This is a genomic window from Winogradskyella pelagia (assembly GCF_017581965.1).
Classification (GTDB): domain Bacteria; phylum Bacteroidota; class Bacteroidia; order Flavobacteriales; family Flavobacteriaceae; genus Winogradskyella; species Winogradskyella pelagia.
The window spans coordinates 120,916-142,343 of sequence record NZ_JAGEVF010000007.1; the positions used below are offsets into that span (position 1 = coordinate 120,916).

Genomic DNA, 21,428 nt, shown 5'->3' on the forward strand with positions numbered 1-21,428 from the left:
AATCTAGTTCAACATTTCAATCCAAATAGGTTTTAATTTAATTCAATGTTCCCCAATTAGGGTAATTAATTATGAAGCAATATCACGATTTAGTAAAACATGTATTAGAACACGGTAATGACAAAAGCGATAGAACAGGCACTGGTACTAAAAGTGTTTTTGGCTATCAAATGCGGTTTGATTTGAGCGATGGATTCCCCATGGTCACTACTAAAAAATTACATCTTAAATCTATAATTTATGAGTTACTTTGGTTCTTAAAAGGAGATACCAATATTAAATACCTCAATGATAATGGGGTTAGAATTTGGAATGAGTGGGCTGATGAAAATGGTGATTTGGGACCTGTTTATGGACATCAGTGGCGCAATTGGGCTAGTGAGGATATTGATCAAATTAAGGCCGTAATAAATGGACTAAAGAAAAACCCTGATAGTCGTAGAATGCTTGTATCAGCTTGGAATCCTTCTGTATTGCCAGACACTTCAAAATCGTTTTCGGAAAATGTGTCAAATGGTAAAGCAGCCCTACCACCTTGTCATGCGTTCTTTCAATTCTATGTAGCTAACGGTAAGCTGTCTTGCCAGTTATATCAACGGAGTGCAGACATATTTTTAGGTGTTCCTTTTAATATCGCTTCCTATGCTTTATTTACTATGATGATGGCACAGGTCTGTGGTTTTCAACCAGGAGATTTTATCCATACGTTTGGGGATGCCCATATTTATAATAACCATTTAGAGCAATTAGAACTTCAGTTGTCCAGGGATATTAGGCCATTACCTAAAATGATTTTAAATCCTGAAATTACGGATATATTCGATTTTAAATTTGAAGATTTTACCTTAGTGGATTATAATCCGCATCCACATATAAAAGGTACTGTTGCTGTTTAAGACTTCATGAAACACTCTTTTAAGTTGTTAGTTTTCGGTTTTTGTTGGTTTGGCTTATGCCAAAGTCAAACAATAACACAAACACAAATAGATTCTATAGACAAGGCCGAAAGACCAAATAAGAGGGATTTCGAAATTATTGAAAATGTCCCTGTTTATAAAGGCTGCGAAAGAAAAAAAGGCAATACCAATAAAAAGAAGTGTATGTCTCAAAAAGTAGCACAACTTTTTGCCGATAACTTTGACACTGCAATCCCTGAAGATTCTAATTTAGATGTAGGATTGGTGAGAGTATTCGTAACCTTTAAAATTGATACCAAAGGAAATGTTATTGCGGCTGAAGCAAGGGGTCCGGCTAAATTTCTCGAAGACGAAGCTATAAGGGTCACTAATTTAATACCTAAATTAAAACCAGGATTACAACGTGGCGAACCTGTAATTGTGCCCTATTCATTGCCTTTAAATATTAATTTAGATCGCAAAAAGGATAATAGCGAAAGATATCCTATTTACAGAGGTTGCGATGAAACATTGAGTAATAAAGAATTAGAGGCTTGTACTAAAAAAAGAATTACTGATTTTATTAAGGTGAGTTTCGATTACCAAATGGCAGATCGCGTTTTTTTAACTGAAGAATCCACCTCTTTTCAGCTCGATTTTACCATTACAAAAAAGGGTAAAGTAGCTAATGTCAATGCTAAAGCAAATCACAGAGCTGTTGCCATAGAAGCTATACGTTTGGCAAAACGGCTCCCAAAGTTTAAAGCCCCAGGAACTAAAAATGGAAAACCTGTAGATGTTCCTTTTAGCTTGTTAATGACTGTTTATTTTCAATAAAAAAAGCCTTCAAAATTCGAAGGCTTTCGTAGATTAATAGCTTTAGTCTTTCTTATAAATTTAAAACTCCATTCTCAGCTCCCGCATAATCATTCCATGCATAGGCGTCTGCTTGATCATCATTGATGTAAGTACCATCAACAACATATCTAAACTCGTAAGAATTGTCTTTTTCTAAATCAACAGTCCCTTTAAAGGTTCCGCTTTTCAATTTCTTAAGTTTAACAGCTTTCTTTTCATTCCATTCATTGAACGTTCCAACAACTGCAACTTTTTTCGCTTCTTCTGCAGGCACAGAAAATGTAACTTTACAAACTGGCTTGCTTTTTAAGTATTGTTTTTTAATTGCCATAATAATCAATTTAATTACAGTTCAAAATTATAACACATTCTAGTAATAACATCTATTTTATTCTTGTAAAATGCAAGAATTATCATTTTATTAATACAGAGGATACTTTTTAATGAAGAATGTAATATTTAAGGATAAAATTTAGAAGATTTTCAAGAAAATTTTAGAGCCTTTCTAACTGATTATCAACGATATCGTTTTCGGAATCCAACAATATCGATAACTAAACATCTACGATAACGTTTTAGTGAAAAATAGGTATCTTTACAAAGTAAAAATCAATCCATGTTCGGCAAGAAAAAGCAAACTTCGAAAATTGATAAAGAGCAGCTTGAACTCATAGAATACGCTCAGAAACGTATCAAACAAAAAAAACGTTTGTATTTACATTTTGTTCTTTTTCTGATTGGTGCTGTTTTTTTAATCTTGGCTAATACTGTTCTTGGAATTGGTAAGGATTTTACTATCGCTGGTATAGACTGGTTCGTTTATGCCATTTTAGCGTGGCTCTTTTTATTTATTTATCATTTTACCAATGTCTTTATCACAAATAAATTTATGGGAAAAGACTGGGAGAAAATACAATTGGACAAATTAGTTAATCAGCAACAACAGCGTATAGATGAGCTTAAGGCCAACTTTTTAAAAGAAGAGACAAAAATTGCTCAATCACAAGCTTATAATGAGGCATTAGAAAAAGAAGGTACTGATGAAAAAAAAAAGACCTCTAATCTCACTGTAATTGTGGCTGCAGGTGAAAACAATGCTATTGGCAAAAACAACGATTTAATTTGGCACCTCAGCAAAGACCTAAAACGGTTTAAGTCTTTAACTAATGGGCACCATATTATTATGGGACGGAAAACCTTTGAAAGTTTTCCTAAACCACTGCCTAACCGAACACATATTGTCATTACAAGACAAAAAGATTATGAAGCGCCTTATGGCGTTATTGTTGTGAGCACTTTAGATGACGCTATAGACGCCTCTCTATCTGATGACCAACCTTTTATTATTGGCGGTGGAGAAATTTATAAGCAAGCCCTTCCTTTAGCGGATAAATTAGAAATTACAAGAGTACATGCATCTTTCCCTGATGCCGACACCTTCTTCCCTGACATTGATGAAAACCAATGGAAGGAAGTAGAGCGCACTACACATGATGCTGATGAGTCTCATGCCCACCCATTCTCCTTTATTACCTACGTACGGCCATAAAAAACTTACCCTGGGCAACCATTAGCTTAAGATAAACGTCTAATTTAGTAAAGGCAATCTGCGTTATCTTGTAACGCAGAGCTTAGTTTGTCGTCTTATTTTATAACTAAACTAAAAAATCAAACCAATGGGTACATTAAAAATCAATAATTTATCTAAAACCTACTCTAATGGTGTAAAAGCCTTAGACAACGTCAGTCTAGAACTCGAAAACGGTATGTTTGGACTCCTGGGTCCCAATGGTGCTGGTAAATCTACGCTAATGCGAACTCTTGCTACGTTGCAAGAAGCCGATTCTGGCAGTGCCACTTTAGATGATATTGATATTTTAAATCAGCCTGCCGAACTAAGAAAAGTATTAGGCTATTTACCTCAAGAATTTGGCGTATACCCGCGAATAACCGCAGAACAGCTTTTAACGCACATTGCTATTCTTAAGGGCATATCCAACACAAGCGAACGCAAGGAGCTTGTAAACTATCTATTGAATAAGGTCAATCTTTATGATAAGCGTAATAAATCCGTTAAAGGCTTCTCTGGTGGTATGAAACAGCGTGTAGGAATTGCCCAAGCTTTAATAGGAAACCCTAAACTTATTATTGTTGATGAGCCAACAGCAGGTTTAGATCCTGGTGAACGCAATCGTTTTTACAATCTATTAGCAGATGTCGGAAAAGAGGTAATCGTCATTCTCTCTACGCACATTGTAGATGACGTAAGAGAGCTGTGTACAAAAATGGCGATTATGAATTTTGGTGAAATTGTATATCACGGTTCTCCATCAGACGCTATTGGAGAACTAAACTCCAAAGTATATCAAAAAATGGTCGATCGTTCCGAGTTAGAACAATACGCCAATGATTACAAAATCATTTCAAACAAAATGGTTGGTGGTAAGCCACTAATTCACATCTACAGTGACGAGCATCCTGAGAATGGATTTGAACGTGTAACACCTAATTTAGAGGATGTTTTCTTTTCAAAAATCAACACCAACAGTGTACTTGTTTAATCCTTTAAATTGTAATTATTATGTTTAAAACATTCTTTTTATCGGAATTAAAATACACCCTTAAACAACCCATGGTGTATATTTTTATGTTTGTTCTGGGGTTAATGGAATTCTTTGCAACGGTTAGCGATAATGTCATTATCGGAGGAGCTATTGGCAACGTCTACCGTAATTCTCCCTATACGTTAACCATCCACGTTAGTATATTTTGCATTTTTAGCTTGATTATGGCTGTAGCATTTTTTAATAATGCCGCTTTACGAGACTTCAATAACGAGTTTAATGAAATATTGTTTACAACTCCTCTTAGTAAACCAGGCTATTTCTTCGGTCGGTTTTTCGGTGCTCTCCTTGTAGCTACCTTACCATTAGTCGGTGTCTTTATAGGAATGCTTTTAGGTACATGGATGAATTCAATTTTCGAATGGATTGACCCTGCACGTTTTGGCCCCTTTTATTTTGAAACCTTTTTAAATAACTATCTACTTTTTATTCTACCAAATATGTTTTTGGCAGGCGCAGTTATTTATGCTTTGGCCAACAAATGGCGCAGTACCATTATTTCATTTGTAGGTGGTCTGTTAATAATTGTAGCCTATATCGTTTCAGGATCTTTAATCTCAGACATTGATAATGAAACTGTCGGTGCGCTTACTGATATTTTTGGGATCAATACTTATTCTATAGAAACCAAATATTTTACACCCTCTGAGAAAAATTCAATCAGTCCAGGTTTTAACGGTTTGTTGTTTCAAAACCGATTGATTTGGACAGCATTTGGCGTCTTGGTATTACTTATTTCGTATTTCAGTTTTTCATTTAAGCAGAAAAACAAAACCATCAAAAAGCAAAAGAAGGTTAAGGATTCAAAAAATAAGACATTCAATCTACCTCAACTTCATCCAAGTTTTAGTTCTAACACTAATTGGCAGCAGTTTAAAAGTTTCTTTTATACCAATTTTTTAAGCATTATTAAAAGCGTAACGTTTAAGATATTATTCTTATTCTGCCTTATAATTCTAGTGGCAGACTTAAGTGGAGGCTTTGAGTATTTTGGTTTGCAATCTTATCCACTAACCTACAAACTTATAGATTCTATAACGGACAATACTAATCTCTTCACTATTATCATACTTATCTTTTTTAGTGGTGAACTGATATGGCGCGACCGCGACTATAAAATAAATGAGGTGATAGATGCAACGCCTCACATTTCTTTTATTTCACTTGCCGCCAAAACCTTATCCTTAGTATGTATTACAACAATTTTAAATCTGTTCTTTATTCTTATTGGTGTTGTGTACCAATTATTACATGGTTTTACAAGAATTGAACTTGATGTTTACCTACTTGATTTCTTCTACGGAAACCTCGCACTCTACATCATATTTGGTGGTATTATGATTACGATACAGGTCTTGTCTAGCAATAAATATATTGGCTATTTTATATCTGTTGTTGTACTGCTAGTCTGGGAAATAATTTTAAGCATATTGGATGTATATACCAATATGCTGGATATCGGCGGAAGTCCATCCTTGTTCTATTCTGATATGAATCGATTTGGACCAGGTGTGAAAAGTACCTTATGGTTTAACTTTTATTGGATTTTAATTGCCTTAATAGGACTTATTGCTGCTGGTGCACTTTGGAATAGAGGTGTAAAACGCTCTTTCTTAAGCAGAATAAAAAAGGCGAAGCAAGAAGTCCCTAAAAGCTACAAACGTGTTTTACTAGTTACTACAATCATCTGGCTTGGAGTCGCTGCATTTGTATATTATAATACACAAATTTTAAATCCATACAGAACAGGCGATACGCTAGAAGAGTTAGCGGCTGATTACGAAAAAACATACGGAAAGTATAAAGATATTATAAATCCAAAGGTTACTGACGCTAAATATTTTATTGATATTTTCCCTGAAGAACGCAACGTTTACGTAAAGGCAGATATTGAATTAACCAACGAATCCAATGTCCCTATTGACTCTTTACATTTTTATTTTAGCGAAGATTGGGAGACTGAATTAAAGATTCCAAATGCCGAGTCCGTTTTTACGGATGATACGTATTTATTGACCATATACAAGTTAAATCCTCCATTACAACCAGGAGAAAAAACCAGAATACAATTAGATAACAAATACATCACCAAAGGATTTAGTAATGGTACTGGCAACACTAGTATAGTAAACAATGGAACCTTTATAAATAATGGCTTTATTTTACCAACAATGGGTTATAATGAAGGTTTTGAGCTAGCCGATAAGAATACTCGAAAGAAGTATGGCTTAGAACCAAAAGAGCGTACTCCTGAGCTATCTGGTAAAATATCTGAATTACATTACAGAAACTACATCAATAATGGAATATCAGATTTCATCAATGTTGAAACTGTAATTTCTACTAGTAATGACCAAATCGCTATAGCTCCTGGATCGCTCCAGAAGCAGTGGGAAGAGAATGGAAGGCGCTATTACAAATACAAAACGGATACTCCATCTTTGGATTTCTATTCTTTTATGTCTGCTGATTATGAAGTAGCAACGCGTCAATGGAATGGTATCGATATTGAGGTCTATTATGATGAGAAGCATCCACAAAATGTAGAAATGATGTTGGATGCGGTAGAACGCTCCCTAAAGTACTACACCGAGAACTTTGGCCCATATTACCACAAGCAATGTCGTATTATTGAGTTTCCTAGATATGCCTCATTTGCTCAGGCTTTTCCTGGGACAATGCCATATTCTGAAGCCATTGGCTTTGTAATTAATTTAGAGGACGAAACAGAAAATAATGTCGTCGATGCTGTTATTGCACATGAAATGGGTCATCAGTGGTGGGCACACCAACTTATTGGTGTTAATATGCAAGGAAGTACCATGTTGAGCGAGAGTTTTTCTGAATACTCTTCTCTTATGACTATGAAGAGTATTACGGATAATCCAATGAAGATGCGCGAATTCTTGAAATATAATCACGACAGGTATCTTAGAGGACGTAGTGGAGAACGATTAAAGGAATTGCCCCTTTACAAGGTAGAAAACCAAGGTTATATACATTATGGTAAAGGTAGTGTTATCCTTTATGCATTACAGGATTATATTGGTGAGCAAAACGTGAACTCGGCAATGAAATCATTTCTTGAAGAATACCGCTATAACAGTTCCCCTTACCCGACGTCTTTAGATTTCTTAAGGCATTTAGAACCACATGTGCCAGATTCTTTAAATTACCTCATAGATGACTGGTTTAAGGAGATTACGCTCTACGATAATCGTCTTAAAGAGGCAAAATACAAAGAGTTAGATAATGGTAGATATGAAGTTACCTTAGAGATTGAAAGCTCTAAAATTAAATCTGATAGTTTAGGAAATGAAACAAAAGTAGCTATTAACGATTGGATTGATGTTGGATTTTTTATGGACGGCGAAGAAGAAGAACTCTACAAAGAACAGCGTCTCAAGTTTAACAGAGAATCTATGTCTATTACCTTGGAGTTAGACAAACTCCCGGTTAAGGCTGCCATAGATCCTAGGCATGTTTTAATTGATCGCGTTTATAGCGATAATATAAAAAGTTTGAGTTTAAAATAATAAAAGTATACTTTTTGATTACGGCTTTTCATTATAAATTATGAAGAGCCGTTCTCTTTTCACTTAATGAGATATCCCAAGAGATTATTATTTTAATTGCTATTTTTGCAGCACATAAATTAAGACTATGCACGCATATATATTTCCAGGACAAGGTGCTCAGTTTTCGGGAATGGGTTTAGACCTTTACGAAAACGCTCCTTTAGCTCAAGAGCTCTTTGAAAGAGCAAATGATATCTTAGGTTTCCATATCACAGATATAATGTTCGAAGGTGCTGCCGAAGACCTCAAACAAACCAAAGTAACGCAACCAGCCATATTTTTACATTCTGTAATTCTAGCAAAAACGCTTGGTGATACATTTAAACCCGATATGGTTGCTGGTCATTCCCTTGGCGAATTTTCTGCACTAGTTGCTGCTGGAGCATTAAATTTTGAAGATGGTTTAAAATTAGTTTCACAACGTGCTAAAGCTATGCAAAAAGCCTGTGAATTACAGCCAAGCACAATGGCTGCTGTTTTAGGTTTGGATGATGATGTGGTTGAAAAAATATGTGCTATGACCGAAGGTATTGTTGTTGCGGCAAATTATAATTGTCCCGGTCAATTAGTTATTTCTGGTGAAGTTGATGCCGTTAATCGTGCTTGTGAAAGCTTAAAAGCAGAAGGTGCTCGACGTGCTTTGGTTTTACCTGTTGGTGGAGCATTTCATTCACCGATGATGGAACCTGCTCGCGAAGAACTTGCTGCAGCCATAGAAAATACTAGATTTAGTAAACCTAACTGCCCCATCTATCAAAATGTAACTGCCTCTGCAGTAACGGATGAAAATGAGATTAAAGCCAATCTAATATCCCAATTGACAGCACCTGTGCGTTGGACACAATCGGTACAGCAAATGATTACTGATGGCGCTACACATTTTACTGAAGTTGGCCCAGGAAAAGTGCTTCAAGGCCTAGTAAAAAAAATACACCGGGAAGCAGAAACTACCTCAGCCCAATACAACGTTAACGCCTAAAATCTTCTTCTTTTGAACAGAACTATTTTCATTATTATTTTGATTGCTATTAACATAGCCATAGATCAAATTTCTAAAGTGTGGGTTAGAGCTAATTTTGATTATGCCGAAATTAAGTCGATTATTGGCGACAAATTCATAATGCAATATGTAGAAAATAAAGGAGCATTCTTAGGAATGGGTAGTGATATGAATGATACCTTAAAACTTATATTTCTTCTGATATTACCAGTGGTTGTTTTAGGCTATGTAGTTTATTATATCATTAAAACCAAAGAATTAGACCGCCTCAGCCTTATTGCATTTTGCTGTATCATTGGAGGAGGCATTGCCAACGTATTTGACCGTATAGTCTACGGACAAGTCACTGATTTCTTTTTTATTAACCTGGGTGGAATTTTTAAAACTGGCATATTTAATTTTGCTGATTTATCAGTTACCACAGGAATGATTATGCTACTCTTTGGGAGTTTCTTAAATAAAAAGAAGGCAGATAATAACCTTGACTAACGGCTTAACAAGCAGTCTTCACAATCCTTTATTTCACCATAATAGGTTTCTCTGTATTTGTGAAGCGTTCTAATAGGAATACTTAAAAACTCTTTTCTAATGTAGGTAACGTCAGTGTAGAGTTTACCCATTTTTGGTGAGAAGCGCTTTTCTGTGCGCGTTTGTCGTTTTATACGTATCAATTTCATTTTTAATCACTTAACATTAACTGCAAAACAACAAAGAGCTAAGACCAATCCCAAAGAAGGGATGTTAAATCATTGTTAAGCCACAATTTGATTAACAATTCTTCAACCTTACACTAATATGATTGAGAAAAATACACTAGATGGTTGAAATTATTAAAAGGAATGCAAGTCTTACTTAATTGGTTTGCTTGTAAATAGTACCATTTTTCATAACAAAAGTAACACGCTCCATAGTAGTAATGTCTTGTCTTGGATCTTCATCTACCGCTATTATGTCGGCATAATAGCCTTTCTTTAGTTGGCCTAATTGATTTTCCATTTTAAGAATCATGGCATTTGTGGTTGTTGCACTCTGAATCGCTTCAATTGCAGGCATACCAGCTTCAACCATATACCTAAACTCTTTTCCGTTATCCCCATGATAAAATACACCGGCATCTGTACCAAAAGCTATCCCAACACCTTTTTTATAAGCTCGAGCAAAGGTTTCCTGAATTTTAGGCCCTATTTCTAAAGCTTTAGGCACCACTAAATCTGGATAGTAGTTTGGAATCTTTGCTTTCTCTGTAACAAACTTTCCTGCTGAAATAGTAGGCACTAAATATGTATCGTACTGCTTCATTAATTCCATAGTGTCATCGCTCATTAGTGTTCCGTGTTCAATTGTTTTTACACCGCCTTTAATAGCCCGCTGCATACCTTCATCGCCGTGAGCGTGGGCGGCAACATGAAAACCATAATCCTTGGCTGTTTCGCAGATAGCTTTAATTTCCTCTAAAGTAAACTGTGGGTTTTGTCCACTTTTTGCAACACTCAAAACACCACCGGTAGCTGTTATTTTTATGACATCCGCGCCATTTTTGTAGCGCTGTCTAACTGCTTTTTTTGCATCATCTACACCATTTACCACACCTTCTTTTGGCCCAGGGTTTCCACTTAACCTTCGGCTTGCACCATTGGTTGGGTCAGCATGTCCACCTGTTGTCGCTAATGCTTTTTCTGCCGTATATATACGAGGTCCATCTACTTTTCCTGCATTTATGGCATTCCGTAATGCTACGTTAACACCACTGCCGCCTAAGTCCCTTACCGTTGTAAATCCATTGACAAGTGTTACTCTTGCAAGCTTAACTGAATTAAAAGCAACGTCTGCCTCGTTAAGAGTATAAGCTTCAAGATATTTCTTTGGATTGGTTTCACTCTCAATATGTACATGCATATCAATGAGACCTGGCATCACTGTTTTAGACTTTAAATCTACTGTTCTGTCTTTAGAATTGTTAGGATTAACATAGCCATTTTCAATAGACTGAATGAGGTTACCATTTACAATGATTGTCTTTTCTTTTAATACGGTACCATTTTCTGTATCGATAATTTGACCACAATGCAAGTAGGTCTTCTGAGCACTTATTTGAAAAAAGACCAAAAATGTCAGACATATTGTTATTATTCTCATGAGTTTTAGGTAATTATTATGTTCTTATTTTTTGTTCCCATCGCCATGCTGAATCCATGGCATCATCTAAGGAAGATTCTGTCTGCCAACCTAGAATTTGATTTGCTTTAGTCGTATCTGCAAATGCAGCGGTAATATCTCCCTCCCTTCTTCCAACGATTTTATAATTTAATTTGGTTTTTGAAACTTTTTCAAACGATTGAATAGCCTCTAAAACCGAGCTTCCCTTTCCTGTACCTAAATTAAACACCTCAAAATTAGTACTGTTTTTATTGTCAAGCAATCGGTTTAATGCAACAACGTGGGCTTTTGCTAAATCAACAACGTGGATATAATCACGTATACAAGTGCCATCTGGTGTTGGATAATCATCTCCAAAAACCGATAACTGCTCTCGCATGCCTATTGCAGTCTGTGTAATATATGGTACTAAGTTCTGAGGGACACCAATTGGGAGCTCTCCTAAATGAGCACTTGGGTGAGCACCTATTGGATTAAAATATCTCAAAGCTATAGAGTTAAAATCTGTATTGACGTAGCAAGTATCCTTGATAATTTGTTCACCTATTTGTTTGGTATTACCATATGGCGATTCTGCAGGTTTAACAGGTGCATCTTCAGTAATTGGCAATTCATCTGCCTGGCCATAAACCGTACACGAAGAGCTGAAAATAAAGTTCTTCTGATCAAGTTCCTTCATCTCCTGAAGTAAATATACCAGACTATTAATATTATTCTCATAATACATTAGTGGCTCATTTACGCTTTCACCAACTGCCTTATATGCCGCAAAGTGTATTATACCCTTAATATCATTATGCCGTTTAAAAAAATCTGAAACGTCTGATTTAATTCTTAAATCTAATTTCTCAAATATTGGTCTTTTACCAGTTATGGCTTCAATACCGTCGAGAACTTTAACGGACGAATTACTAAGGTTATCAATAATTACGACCTCAAACCCTTCGGATTGTAATTCTGCAGTGGTATGAGACCCAATATAACCTAGACCACCAGTTACCAATATTTTCATCTAAGAGTGCGTATTTATAAATTGAAGAATTGTTTCAGTTATGAATGCTATTTGATCATCCATTAACTCAGTATGCATGGGCAATGAAATAACATTCTCAACCAAATGATTAGTAACTGTAAAATCCTCCTCATTGTAACGCTCATCTTTATAAGCTTTTTGTTTATGCAAAGGAATTGGATAGTACACACCACAAGGAATACCTTTTTCGTTTAAATGTGCAACTAGTGCATCCCTATCCACACCTTCTAAGGTTAAAGTATATTGATGAAACACATGACAATCGCAGGTATCACAAATACCGTCACAAGCTGTTAAACCACTAGGTGTTGTTATCTGTGGATGATCCTTAAATGCTTTTGTATACTTTCTGGCTGCGTTTCGTCTTGAAAGATTATAACTATCGAGATGCGGTAGTTTTGCATCTAAAACTGCAGCTTGAATAGAATCTAATCTTGAGTTTACACCAACAACATCATGATGATAACGCTTATACATACCATGGTTAACGATACCTCTTATCGTATGGGCCAATTCATCGTCATTAGTAAAAATGGCGCCACCATCGCCATAACAACCCAAATTCTTGGAAGGAAAAAATGATGTTGATGCTACATGGCCAATAACACCTGTCTTAGTTTTAGAACCGTCCTTATGTGTATAATTAGCTCCAATACCTTGAGCATTGTCCTCGATAACGTACAAGTTATGCTCTTTGGCTAGAGCCATAATCTCATCCATGTTAGCCGCCAAACCAAATAAATGTACGGGAACTATGGCTTTCGTTTTTGGTGTGATCGCCTTTTTTATGGCAGCTACATCTATATTAAAGGTTATTGGGTCTACATCTACCAATACTGGTGTCAATTTTAATAGTGCAATAACCTCTACCGTAGCTGCAAAAGTAAAATCAGCTGTAATAACTTCATCACCTTGCTCCAAGCCAAGCCCCATCATTGCGATTTGTAAGGCATCCGTACCATTAGCGCAAGGAATTACATGCTTTACATTTAAATAGTCTTCTAAATTTTTTTGAAACTGGTGAACTTTAGGTCCATTAATAAATGCTGCACTTTCAATAACCTCTTGAATGGATGGGTCTACCACCGCTTTTATGTCTTTGTATTGACCTTGCAGGTCAACCATTTGTATTTTTTTCATGCTGTAATTTTGATTTAAGAGTGACCTTAACAAGGCCTCTAGCGAAAATACGAAATTGTAACGGCTATTACCAATGCATTTTGTTGAAAGAACTGTATTTTAGCATAAACTAACTGTTTTGAGAATAGTATATTCTATAGGAATTTATATTGCCAAATTTTTTCTAAGCATTTTGGCACTCTTCAATGACAAGTTAAAATCTGGTGTAAAAGGCCGTCAACAAACTTTTGATTTGCTTAATACCTCCCTAGACCCTAATGATAAAACTTTTTGGTTTCATTGTGCATCACTAGGCGAATACGAACAAGGTTTACCAGTGTTCGAAGCTCTTAAATATAGATATCCAACCCATAAAATCGTATTAACGTTTTTCTCACCATCTGGCTATGACGTACGCAAAAACTCGCCTATCGCCGATATTGTGGTTTACCTTCCGTTGGATACGCCAGCTAATGCAAAACGATTCCTCGACCATATACATCCTGAATTGACTGTATTTGTTAAGTATGAATTTTGGCCCAACTTTTTGAATGAATTAAAAGCCCGAAATCTCAATACCGTATTAATTTCCGCCGTATTTCGAGAAAATCATAGTTTTTTTAAATGGTATGGTGGACTCATGCGTGAGGCCTTGAAGGCTTTTGATTACATATTTACGCAAGACGAGCACTCTAAACAACTCTTGAATCGAATTCAGTTTACCAAAGCAATCGTATCAGGAGACACAAGATTTGATCGGGTTTCTAATCAATTGCTCCTTGATAACACCATAGATTTTATCGATAAATTTAAAGACAATAAAACATGCATCGTTTTTGGGAGTACCTGGCCAGATGATGACGTTTTATTTTTAGACTTTGTTAATAGAAACACTAACAATAATTTAAAATTTATTATTGCACCACATAATATTAAAAGCAGCTACATCAAATCCATACAAAATCAATTAAGGGTATCATACCTTTGTTATTCTGAATTGAAAGATCAAAGTGACCTTAGAAATTACAATGTTTTTATTCTAGATACTATAGGTTATCTGAGCAAGGTCTATAACTACGCTGATATAGCTTACGTTGGAGGAGCCGCAGGTACTACAGGGCTCCACAACATTTTAGAACCTGCTGTTTTTGGTATACCCATACTTTTTGGTAAAAATTATAAAAAATTTCCCGAGGCCGAAAAACTCATTGAATTAGGAGGTGTCAGCTCGGTCAAATCCTCAAAGGAGTTTACAAATGAGATGGATAAATTAGTTTCAAACCAAGACTATTTGCAACAAAAAGGACAAATCAATAAGGACTACATTTCTGCAAATAAAGGTGCCGTAGTCCAAATACTAAACTATATACGTATATAGGACGTCTAATTGGTTTATATGCAAGTATCTTGCAATTTTTTGAATCAAATGAGTATATTAAACGCATTAACCATTAACTCTAAAACAATTAATTACAATGAAAAAAACCGTATTAAGCGTAGTGCTTATCGCCGTATTGGGACTATCCCTTACATCGTGTAGAGAAACTAAAGAAAAAACTGAAAACGCTGTTGAAGAAGCTACTGATGCTACTCAAGAAGCTGCAGAAGATGCTGCTAATGCTGTTGAGGATGCTGCTAACACAGCAACTGAGGCTGCAGGAGATGCAATGGATGAAGCTTCTGATGCTGTAAATGATGCAGTTGATAGCGCCAAAGAAGGTGCAGAAGACATGGCAAACGATGTTAAAGACGCAGCAAACGACGCGGTTGACAAAGCCAAGGAAGCCGGAAATAAAGCCGTGGAAGATGCCAAAAAAGCTGGCAATGACGCTATGGATAAAATGAAAGAAAACAATTAATAATTCGTTTTCTAACCTTTTATTAAGCCTGGCAGATGTCAGGCTTTTTTTGTGGACTCACTTAATTTTAATTCACTTGGAACAATACTTGTTTCCACCTTGTGATTTTCTAAAGTGAGATTAGAAATAATTGTTTTCATTGCCATTTCACCAATGGCATGGGCTTTTTGATGAATAATTGAAATTTTTGGACTAGATAACATCTGGGTATGATCATAACCAAATCCTATAACCGATAGACTTTTTGGAATTTCCCGCTTTAGTTTTTTAGCCATATTAATAGCAACGATACCGGTAATATGATCTATCGACACTACAGCATCAATACTTGGATTATTATTTAAATAGGTAAAAACTTCCTTTTCTACATCCGTTGATTGACCTAAATTTAAAATATAAGATGGCTGACCTGCTTCATCAACTGCCGCTTTATAGCCTTTTACTCTGAGTTTACCAACACTTAATTCCTCAATATTACTAATCAATAGAATTGCTTGGCGCTGCTCTTTGTCAATAAGATATTTGGTTGCCTCATAAACCGATAGAAAATCGTCAACGACCACCTTATCACAGATAATCGCATCTACAACACGATCAAACAAAACAATAGGTAAGTCATTGTTAAGAACCTTCTCTAAATGCTGTGTTTCTGATTTTACCTGACTTTCTCGGGCTACAGCAATAATAAATCCATCCACACTGCCATTGGATAACAGTTCTAAACTGCGTTCTTCTTTTTCTAGATGCTCGTCGCTAAGACATACTAATATATCATAATCCTTTTTTGTTGCTTCCGTTTCAATGCCATGTAGCACTTCTGCAAAGAAAGGGTTGGTTACCGTAGGTAAAACAACACCAATAGTTTTTGTCTTATTAGACTTAAGCTGCTGTGCTATGCGATTGGGCTTATAATTAAGTTTTGTGGCCAATTCGTGCACTCTCTTCTTGGTCTGCGCACTAATCTCGTGGCTATCGTTTAAAGCCTTAGAAACCGTTGACACCGAAAGATTGAGAAGCTTGGCTAACTCTTTTAGTGTTGTCATTTTTAAATCTATTATATAAAAAAGGGCGTATTAAAAATACACCCTTTTCTTGATTTATATATTATAAAGCTTTCTAGTTTTTAACAAGCTTAATGGTTTTAGAACCATTCGCTGTAGATAATCTTGCCAAATAAATACCGCTTCTTAAATCTGCAGCATTTAAAGTTACTTCGTTAGAATTTGGTTCTATTGAAATGACTTGTTTACCTAACATATCATACACTTGCACAGCTGTTACGTTTTGATTAGCTGCTGCTTTGATATTCCATACATCCTTAGATGGGTTTGGTGCTACAGCAAAACTATTTGCTAAATCAGCATCTGGAGTAGAAAGCGTACCTCCATAAAAATAAATATTGCTTACAATAACTTGTTCAGCACCTAATGTACTGCCAGCCTCGGCCGGGAAGATTTGTATCAAAGCTATATCGGTAAAATTTGATATATCAGCACCCGTAAATTCATCTGGTAAGCCAGAACCAGCACCAGCTAAACCTATATCAAACGACTGCCATACTCCTGGTTGAGTTTCATCAACGGTAACTCTATATTCCATGTTAAAGGAAGTGTTTTGCGGCAATAAAACCACTCTGAAATTATCTCCAGCATCAAGATTTTCGCAATAAAAATCGATGTGGAATATACCCGCTCCATCTATACCTGTTGGAAATGGTCCAGGAAAGTAATTAACTTGTCCTCCATTTCCGAATTGGAATGAAATGGCGTCATCAGCTCCGCTGACATCTAAGTCAAGAAATGATGTTGTTGATCCAAAAGGCTCAAAAAATGGAACTCCAATGTCTGAATAAGCTGGGTTATTAGTAAGAATCGGAATAACTGCTGCCGGATCTACAGAAGGTACCGGAGCAGCAGGCGGTAATTCTGCAAAATTAACCGTGTATGTTTGCATAGCAACTCCATCTGGTGCCGTAACATCTACCGTGGCAGTCCCAGGAACACCTCCGGCTTGTGTTACGCTAACATTAGAAGAACCATTACCCGCCTGCGTAGCAACAGCTGCTACAGTAGGTGCCGTTGCTGTTCCATTTGCTAACTGGACACTATACGTTGTCACCGAAGGAGAAAAACCAGTAATTGTAGTGCCGTCTAAGGTTAAATCTGATAGACTCGCATCTTGATTTGAATCAAAGGTCTGAAATATATCATCGATATACCAAATACCTCCATTACCTGCACCAACTGTAGTACAACCTGCGCCCTCACAAGCTATGTCGTAATTTGGTTGAATTACAAATACTGCATACTGCTCTGTACCGTTAGTTTGACTGGCAAAATCAACTGTAACCTCTGTCCAGACCATAGCAGTTGGAATAACTGTATCTACAACATAAGTTGGTGCACCATTAAGACTGTTTTGAATTTGAAATCTGATGCTCTGACCAGCAATTGGCGCCCAGACTTTGAATGTAAATTCTGTTCCAAGTGAAAGGTCAATCAATGGATTCCCAGGTGTTTCAAATCCAAATCCCGCAAACCATTCCGCGTCATCAGGCTTATTAGCCTCTAAAACTCTTAGCGACGTATTAGGCGCAGTTTGGTCTGGATTTACAATATTACCAGTTCCAAAATTAGCACCGAAATTGAAGGCAGGTATAGTAGTGCCATCTTCAAAATCTATTTGCAACGCCTGCCCAAAAGATAAGGCCGAGCACATTAAGAAAATTAAAAAAGTAATTTTTTTCATAATTGTTATTTATTTTAGTTATTTATTAATTATTCGTAATTAAATTGTATTTAAGTTAACTACTTGGTAAATATACCCAATTGAAATTAAAACTTTCTAAAAATTAACCTAAACAAAAGGTATACAACTATAACGTTGTAGTACAACCTTCATGATAGTAATCAATCTTCTTATTATCAATTGTTTAACTCGAAATAAATTGTTCTATTAAGCACTTTTGTAGTGGTAATGTTGTGTTGTTTCTAATACTTAAACTTATTTTTAGTCTGTTTTTAATATTTTAAATTTTCTTCCTTGTCCCAAATGCCCCAATAAGCACCTACATCACCTTCGGCGCCCACCTTCCAGGATTCGTCGAAAGAAGAGAAATAAAAAATCTCAATATCCTCTTCTTGAGACCATTTTTGTGTATTGATAAAATACTTAATAGCATTCTCCTCAGATGGGAATGCACCTTGTAAATTGGTACCTTGGCTCGGCCAACCAGTTTCAGTAATAATAACACGCTTTCCGTTTCCGGCAGTCTTAGCTTTGTTGTACATATCCTTCATATACAATAAAGAATAATCTAAATCGCAACCTTCCCAAAATGGATAGCAATTTGCTAGTATCACATCACAAGCCTCTGTAATGGCAGGCCTATCTTGGAATTCATAATAGGCATCCACGTACCCTACAGGAATGTCTAAATCTTTTATTGAGGCCTTAACATAATACAACTTATCAAGTAATTCGGCTTCGTTAAGATCGCCTCTATACATTACCTCATTTCCAACAGCAGCAACATCTACATAACCTTGGTGGCACAAACTGATTAAGCCTTCTAGCTCTTTATCATTTATGGCTGTATCGTCACCTAACCAAGCCCCTACAAGGGTTTTCAGTCCCATTTCCTTCGCAATTCTCGGTATAAGTTCATTACCGTCCGTACAAGAAAAAGACCTAATCCAATCGGTGTATGGTTTTATAATTTCTAAACGTCGCCTTATTTGTGCTTCTGAAAGCTGGTCTCCTGGTTTCTGTCCCTCTTCATAAGGGCTAGAACACAGTCCATGCATACCAGACTTCAGGGTTTTTCTAAATAGCGCCCTTAATTCTTCATTTGATAGACCTTGATAGTCGATAGAAGCAAGGGCTAGAAACTTTTCTTTTCTTAGGGACATTCTAGTTCACTGGTATATTTACTAATACTTTAGGTTCTCATGTTTATCCCAAAGTCCCCAATAAGCGCCTACATCACCTTCGTCACCAGTCTTCCACGACTCGTCAAAGGAGGAAAAATAGAAAATTGGAATATCATTTTGTTCGGTCCAGTTTATCGTATCAATGAAATACTTCATTGCTGCAACATCTCCAGCTACGGCACCCTTAAAGCTGCCACCTTCACTGGGCCAACCTGTTTCCGTAATTATTATAGGCTTTCCTTGTGCAGCATCTACAACTTGGCCATACATGGCTTGCATATGTCCAAGAGCGTACTCAATTGGGCAACCTTCCCAAAAAGGGTATAAATTGGCTAGGAGAACATCCGTATGTTCTACTATTTCAGGATGACGCGAAAACTCGTAATAGGCATCTACATAACCAACTGGTATGTCTAATCCAGATAATGCTTCTTTAACACGCCTTATATACCCTAATAATTCTTCTAAGGTTAAATCATTACGGTATAACACTTCGTTTCCTACAGCTGCGACATCTACATGGCCTGCTTTTGCTAGCGCTATCAATCCTTCGATTTCCCTTTCATTATCTTCTTTATCATCGCCCAACCAAGCACCAACAAGTGTTTTTAAACCATGTTTCTTAGCCGCAACAGGAACATGTTCATTTCCTTCTATGCACGAAAATGAACGAATAGCCTTTACGTAAGGTTTCAATATTTTTACACGGCGTTCTACTTGTTCAAAACTGATGTCGTCGCCAGGGGTTTGACCGTCTTCATACATACTAAAACATATGCCATGAAAACCATCTTCCATAGTTTTAGTCCATAGACTTTTTAATTCATCTAATGATAATTTTGACACATCTACACCTTGGGTAGCAATTTGGCTATAGCCTTTATACTTGTAATATGAATCTTCTCTATAAGACATTTATATATTTTTTGTTTGTTTATTTTATAATTCACCGCGTCGCTCAACAAGCTCAGCTTTTATTTCTCTTGCTCTTTCTTCGCTTAAACTGTATTTCCACATAACAATTATTGCTATTCCGGCAGTTAATACAGGGATTACAATATCAGCTATTCTCAAATTTGTCATAGTTTCTACTGTTTGTGTTGGTGCATCTGATATAAAGCCTACCATTTTTAAAACAAATCCTTGAAGGACCAAAGCAAGCGCCTGACCCATTTTCACCATCCACCAGTAGATAGCTCCAAATGTTCCTTCTTTTCTGGGCATGCCGTTTTCTAATTCATCTAAATCACAAACGTCTGCCGTCATACTCATCATTAACGTAAACAAACCACCTAAACCAAAAGCCATAAATGGTATTGGCATAAACATCAACCAAGGATTTCCCGGATCAAAGCCCCACCATTTTAAAATATAACCAATAATGGAAATTACTGTAGATATAATAAAGGCACTTCGCTTTCCATACCGGTCCGCGAGTTTAGAAATTATTGGTATCACAGCAAAGGCTGTTATCACCGCGGTTATCGTGGAAAACCATGCTGGCCAATTGCCTGCGGCTGCAAAATCTCCATTGAACATATAATACACAATAATGAAGAAACTAAAGGATGCGACTAATTGGAATCCATTAAAAACTAAAAATGTGGCGCCACATAATTTCATAAACGGTCTACTCTTAGACACCTCAACAATACCTCTAAATAGTTCTTTAAGGTTGGTCCCTAATGATTTTAATGAAATCTCTTTTCTGTTCTCCATGTTCCCCGCGTCTAATCCCCTACAGAAAATTGCAGGTAGAATACCAAAGATTATACACACGCCACCAACCATAAGTGATAATTGTCTAACACCAATCGCTTGGGTAGCGAATAAATCTTCATCTGCTATAAGCACCCAAAACCATGGTACAATCATCCAGGCAATTTGGCCTATGGTTTGCGAGAAGGCCATTAAACGTGTTCTTTCGTTATAATCTGATGTCATTTCATAACCTAGGCCCACTAAAGGGGTTGCGAACATAGTATTACCTACCAAGAATAACAACGAAAAAATTAAGAAGTACCAAAAATTGTAATTCTGTGAATTACCTGCGTCGAGCTGCCATAGCACAGCAAATAGGACTCCACTGAGTATAGCACCAACAAAGATATATGGTCTTCGTCTTCCCCATTTAGATACCGTATTATCCGAAATAAAACCCATAATTGGGTCCGTAATCGCATCAAAGATTCTAGGTAATCCACCAAGTAAACCCGCTAATACGGGATCCATACCAAAAGCTGTTAGCAAGAAGAACATAAAAATTCCTAGTGCTCCTGGAAGTAAGTTAAGTACTAAATGCCCGGCACCAAATGCAGCCTTCTGACCAATGGGTACCTTATCTTTTGCAGCAGTTTTTACGTTTGACATAA

General features: G+C 36.4%; 19 protein-coding genes. 9 read left to right on the top strand and 10 right to left on the bottom strand.

The window, feature by feature from the left end; all coding sequences use genetic code 11:
- Nucleotides 1-71 precede the first annotated feature (71 nt).
- Complete coding sequence (locus J4050_RS10060; protein WP_208154455.1) at nt 72-896, top strand: thymidylate synthase; 825 nt, start codon at nt 72-74, stop codon at nt 894-896.
- Nucleotides 897-902: 6 nt separating this feature from the next.
- A complete protein-coding gene (locus tag J4050_RS10065) occupies nt 903-1,733 on the top strand; it encodes an energy transducer TonB (protein WP_208154456.1) in 831 nt (276 codons plus the stop codon).
- A 52-nt stretch (nt 1,734-1,785) separates the two neighbouring features.
- Here the strand turns inward: J4050_RS10065 and J4050_RS10070 are convergent, their stop codons facing one another.
- Entirely contained in the window at nt 1,786-2,085 is a 300-nt protein-coding gene (locus J4050_RS10070; protein ID WP_208154457.1) for an isoamylase early set domain-containing protein, read from the bottom strand.
- A gap of 285 nt (nt 2,086-2,370) precedes the next feature.
- Between J4050_RS10070 and J4050_RS10075 the strand changes: the two genes are divergently transcribed.
- The 5 genes from J4050_RS10075 to lspA all read left to right on the top strand — a co-directional run bounded on the left by J4050_RS10075 (nt 2,371) and on the right by lspA (nt 9,445).
- Nucleotides 2,371-3,303, top strand: a complete 933-nt coding sequence (locus J4050_RS10075; RefSeq protein WP_208154458.1) for a dihydrofolate reductase — start codon at nt 2,371-2,373, stop codon at nt 3,301-3,303.
- Between the two features lie 127 nt (nt 3,304-3,430).
- The gene (locus J4050_RS10080) at nt 3,431-4,315 is read left to right on the top strand and encodes an ABC transporter ATP-binding protein (RefSeq protein ID WP_208154459.1); all 885 of its coding nucleotides are present in this window, start codon (nt 3,431-3,433) and stop codon (nt 4,313-4,315) included.
- Between the two features lie 20 nt (nt 4,316-4,335).
- Nucleotides 4,336-7,914, top strand: coding sequence for a M1 family aminopeptidase (locus tag J4050_RS10085; protein WP_208154460.1), 3,579 nt, complete (start codon nt 4,336-4,338; stop codon nt 7,912-7,914).
- A 127-nt stretch (nt 7,915-8,041) separates the two neighbouring features.
- The gene (gene fabD, locus J4050_RS10090; protein WP_208154461.1) at nt 8,042-8,935 is read left to right on the top strand and encodes an ACP S-malonyltransferase; all 894 of its coding nucleotides are present in this window, start codon (nt 8,042-8,044) and stop codon (nt 8,933-8,935) included.
- Between the two features lie 12 nt (nt 8,936-8,947).
- Complete coding sequence (gene lspA, locus J4050_RS10095; protein ID WP_208154462.1) at nt 8,948-9,445, top strand: signal peptidase II; 498 nt, start codon at nt 8,948-8,950, stop codon at nt 9,443-9,445.
- Here lspA and J4050_RS10100 read toward each other — a convergent pair.
- From J4050_RS10100 to J4050_RS10115, 4 genes are all read right to left on the bottom strand, one after another.
- The gene (locus J4050_RS10100) at nt 9,442-9,633 is read right to left on the bottom strand and encodes a hypothetical protein (RefSeq protein ID WP_208154463.1); all 192 of its coding nucleotides are present in this window, start codon (nt 9,631-9,633) and stop codon (nt 9,442-9,444) included. The genes lspA and J4050_RS10100 overlap by 4 nt on opposite strands.
- A gap of 175 nt (nt 9,634-9,808) precedes the next feature.
- A complete protein-coding gene (locus tag J4050_RS10105; protein ID WP_208154464.1) occupies nt 9,809-11,092 on the bottom strand; it encodes a metal-dependent hydrolase family protein in 1,284 nt (427 codons plus the stop codon).
- A 16-nt stretch (nt 11,093-11,108) separates the two neighbouring features.
- Nucleotides 11,109-12,125, bottom strand: coding sequence for a UDP-glucose 4-epimerase GalE (gene galE, locus J4050_RS10110; RefSeq protein ID WP_208154465.1), 1,017 nt, complete (start codon nt 12,123-12,125; stop codon nt 11,109-11,111).
- Nucleotides 12,126-13,286 (bottom strand): DegT/DnrJ/EryC1/StrS family aminotransferase, encoded by a 1,161-nt coding sequence (locus J4050_RS10115; RefSeq protein WP_208154466.1) that lies wholly within the window; start codon nt 13,284-13,286, stop codon nt 12,126-12,128.
- A gap of 118 nt (nt 13,287-13,404) precedes the next feature.
- Here J4050_RS10115 and J4050_RS10120 point away from each other — a divergent pair, with 118 nt between their 5' ends.
- Nucleotides 13,405-14,643: a 3-deoxy-D-manno-octulosonic acid transferase gene (locus tag J4050_RS10120; protein WP_208154467.1), complete on the top strand. Its 1,239-nt coding sequence runs from the start codon at nt 13,405-13,407 to the stop codon at nt 14,641-14,643.
- Nucleotides 14,644-14,740: 97 nt separating this feature from the next.
- Nucleotides 14,741-15,124, top strand: coding sequence for a hypothetical protein (locus J4050_RS10125; RefSeq protein WP_208154468.1), 384 nt, complete (start codon nt 14,741-14,743; stop codon nt 15,122-15,124).
- 38 nt (nt 15,125-15,162) lie between these two features.
- Here J4050_RS10125 and J4050_RS10130 read toward each other — a convergent pair whose 3' ends face one another.
- From J4050_RS10130 to J4050_RS15325, 5 genes are all read right to left on the bottom strand, one after another.
- Entirely contained in the window at nt 15,163-16,167 is a 1,005-nt protein-coding gene (locus tag J4050_RS10130; protein ID WP_208154469.1) for a LacI family DNA-binding transcriptional regulator, read from the bottom strand.
- A 73-nt stretch (nt 16,168-16,240) separates the two neighbouring features.
- Entirely contained in the window at nt 16,241-17,872 is a 1,632-nt protein-coding gene (locus tag J4050_RS10135) for a T9SS type A sorting domain-containing protein (RefSeq protein ID WP_208154470.1), read from the bottom strand.
- 272 nt (nt 17,873-18,144) lie between these two features.
- Entirely contained in the window at nt 18,145-19,035 is an 891-nt protein-coding gene (locus tag J4050_RS10140) for a glycoside hydrolase family 17 protein (protein WP_208154471.1), read from the bottom strand.
- 21 nt (nt 19,036-19,056) lie between these two features.
- Nucleotides 19,057-19,971, bottom strand: a complete 915-nt coding sequence (locus tag J4050_RS15320) for a glycoside hydrolase family 17 protein (RefSeq protein ID WP_243878609.1) — start codon at nt 19,969-19,971, stop codon at nt 19,057-19,059.
- Nucleotides 19,972-19,995: 24 nt separating this feature from the next.
- Complete coding sequence (locus tag J4050_RS15325; RefSeq protein ID WP_243878610.1) at nt 19,996-21,426, bottom strand: MFS transporter; 1,431 nt, start codon at nt 21,424-21,426, stop codon at nt 19,996-19,998.
- Nucleotides 21,427-21,428 lie beyond the last annotated feature (2 nt).

Excerpts from the sequence above, each read along its gene's own strand:
- J4050_RS10060 (WP_208154455.1), top strand. The coding sequence starts at position 72 with ATGAAGCAATATCACGATTTAGTAAAACATGTATTAGAACACGGTAAT.
- J4050_RS10065 (WP_208154456.1), top strand. The coding sequence starts at position 903 with ATGAAACACTCTTTTAAGTTGTTAGTTTTCGGTTTTTGTTGGTTTGGC.
- J4050_RS10070 (WP_208154457.1), bottom strand. The coding sequence starts at position 2,085 with ATGGCAATTAAAAAACAATACTTAAAAAGCAAGCCAGTTTGTAAAGTT.
- J4050_RS10075 (WP_208154458.1), top strand. The coding sequence starts at position 2,371 with ATGTTCGGCAAGAAAAAGCAAACTTCGAAAATTGATAAAGAGCAGCTT.
- J4050_RS10080 (WP_208154459.1), top strand. The coding sequence starts at position 3,431 with ATGGGTACATTAAAAATCAATAATTTATCTAAAACCTACTCTAATGGT.
- J4050_RS10085 (WP_208154460.1), top strand. The coding sequence starts at position 4,336 with ATGTTTAAAACATTCTTTTTATCGGAATTAAAATACACCCTTAAACAA.
- fabD (WP_208154461.1), top strand. The coding sequence starts at position 8,042 with ATGCACGCATATATATTTCCAGGACAAGGTGCTCAGTTTTCGGGAATG.
- J4050_RS10100 (WP_208154463.1), bottom strand. The coding sequence starts at position 9,633 with ATGAAATTGATACGTATAAAACGACAAACGCGCACAGAAAAGCGCTTC.
- J4050_RS10105 (WP_208154464.1), bottom strand. The coding sequence starts at position 11,092 with ATGAGAATAATAACAATATGTCTGACATTTTTGGTCTTTTTTCAAATA.
- galE (WP_208154465.1), bottom strand. The coding sequence starts at position 12,125 with ATGAAAATATTGGTAACTGGTGGTCTAGGTTATATTGGGTCTCATACC.
- J4050_RS10115 (WP_208154466.1), bottom strand. The coding sequence starts at position 13,286 with ATGAAAAAAATACAAATGGTTGACCTGCAAGGTCAATACAAAGACATA.
- J4050_RS10125 (WP_208154468.1), top strand. The coding sequence starts at position 14,741 with ATGAAAAAAACCGTATTAAGCGTAGTGCTTATCGCCGTATTGGGACTA.
- J4050_RS10130 (WP_208154469.1), bottom strand. The coding sequence starts at position 16,167 with ATGACAACACTAAAAGAGTTAGCCAAGCTTCTCAATCTTTCGGTGTCA.
- J4050_RS10135 (WP_208154470.1), bottom strand. The coding sequence starts at position 17,872 with ATGAAAAAAATTACTTTTTTAATTTTCTTAATGTGCTCGGCCTTATCT.
- J4050_RS10140 (WP_208154471.1), bottom strand. The coding sequence starts at position 19,035 with ATGTCCCTAAGAAAAGAAAAGTTTCTAGCCCTTGCTTCTATCGACTAT.
- J4050_RS15320 (WP_243878609.1), bottom strand. The coding sequence starts at position 19,971 with ATGTCTTATAGAGAAGATTCATATTACAAGTATAAAGGCTATAGCCAA.
- J4050_RS15325 (WP_243878610.1), bottom strand. The coding sequence starts at position 21,426 with ATGTCAAACGTAAAAACTGCTGCAAAAGATAAGGTACCCATTGGTCAG.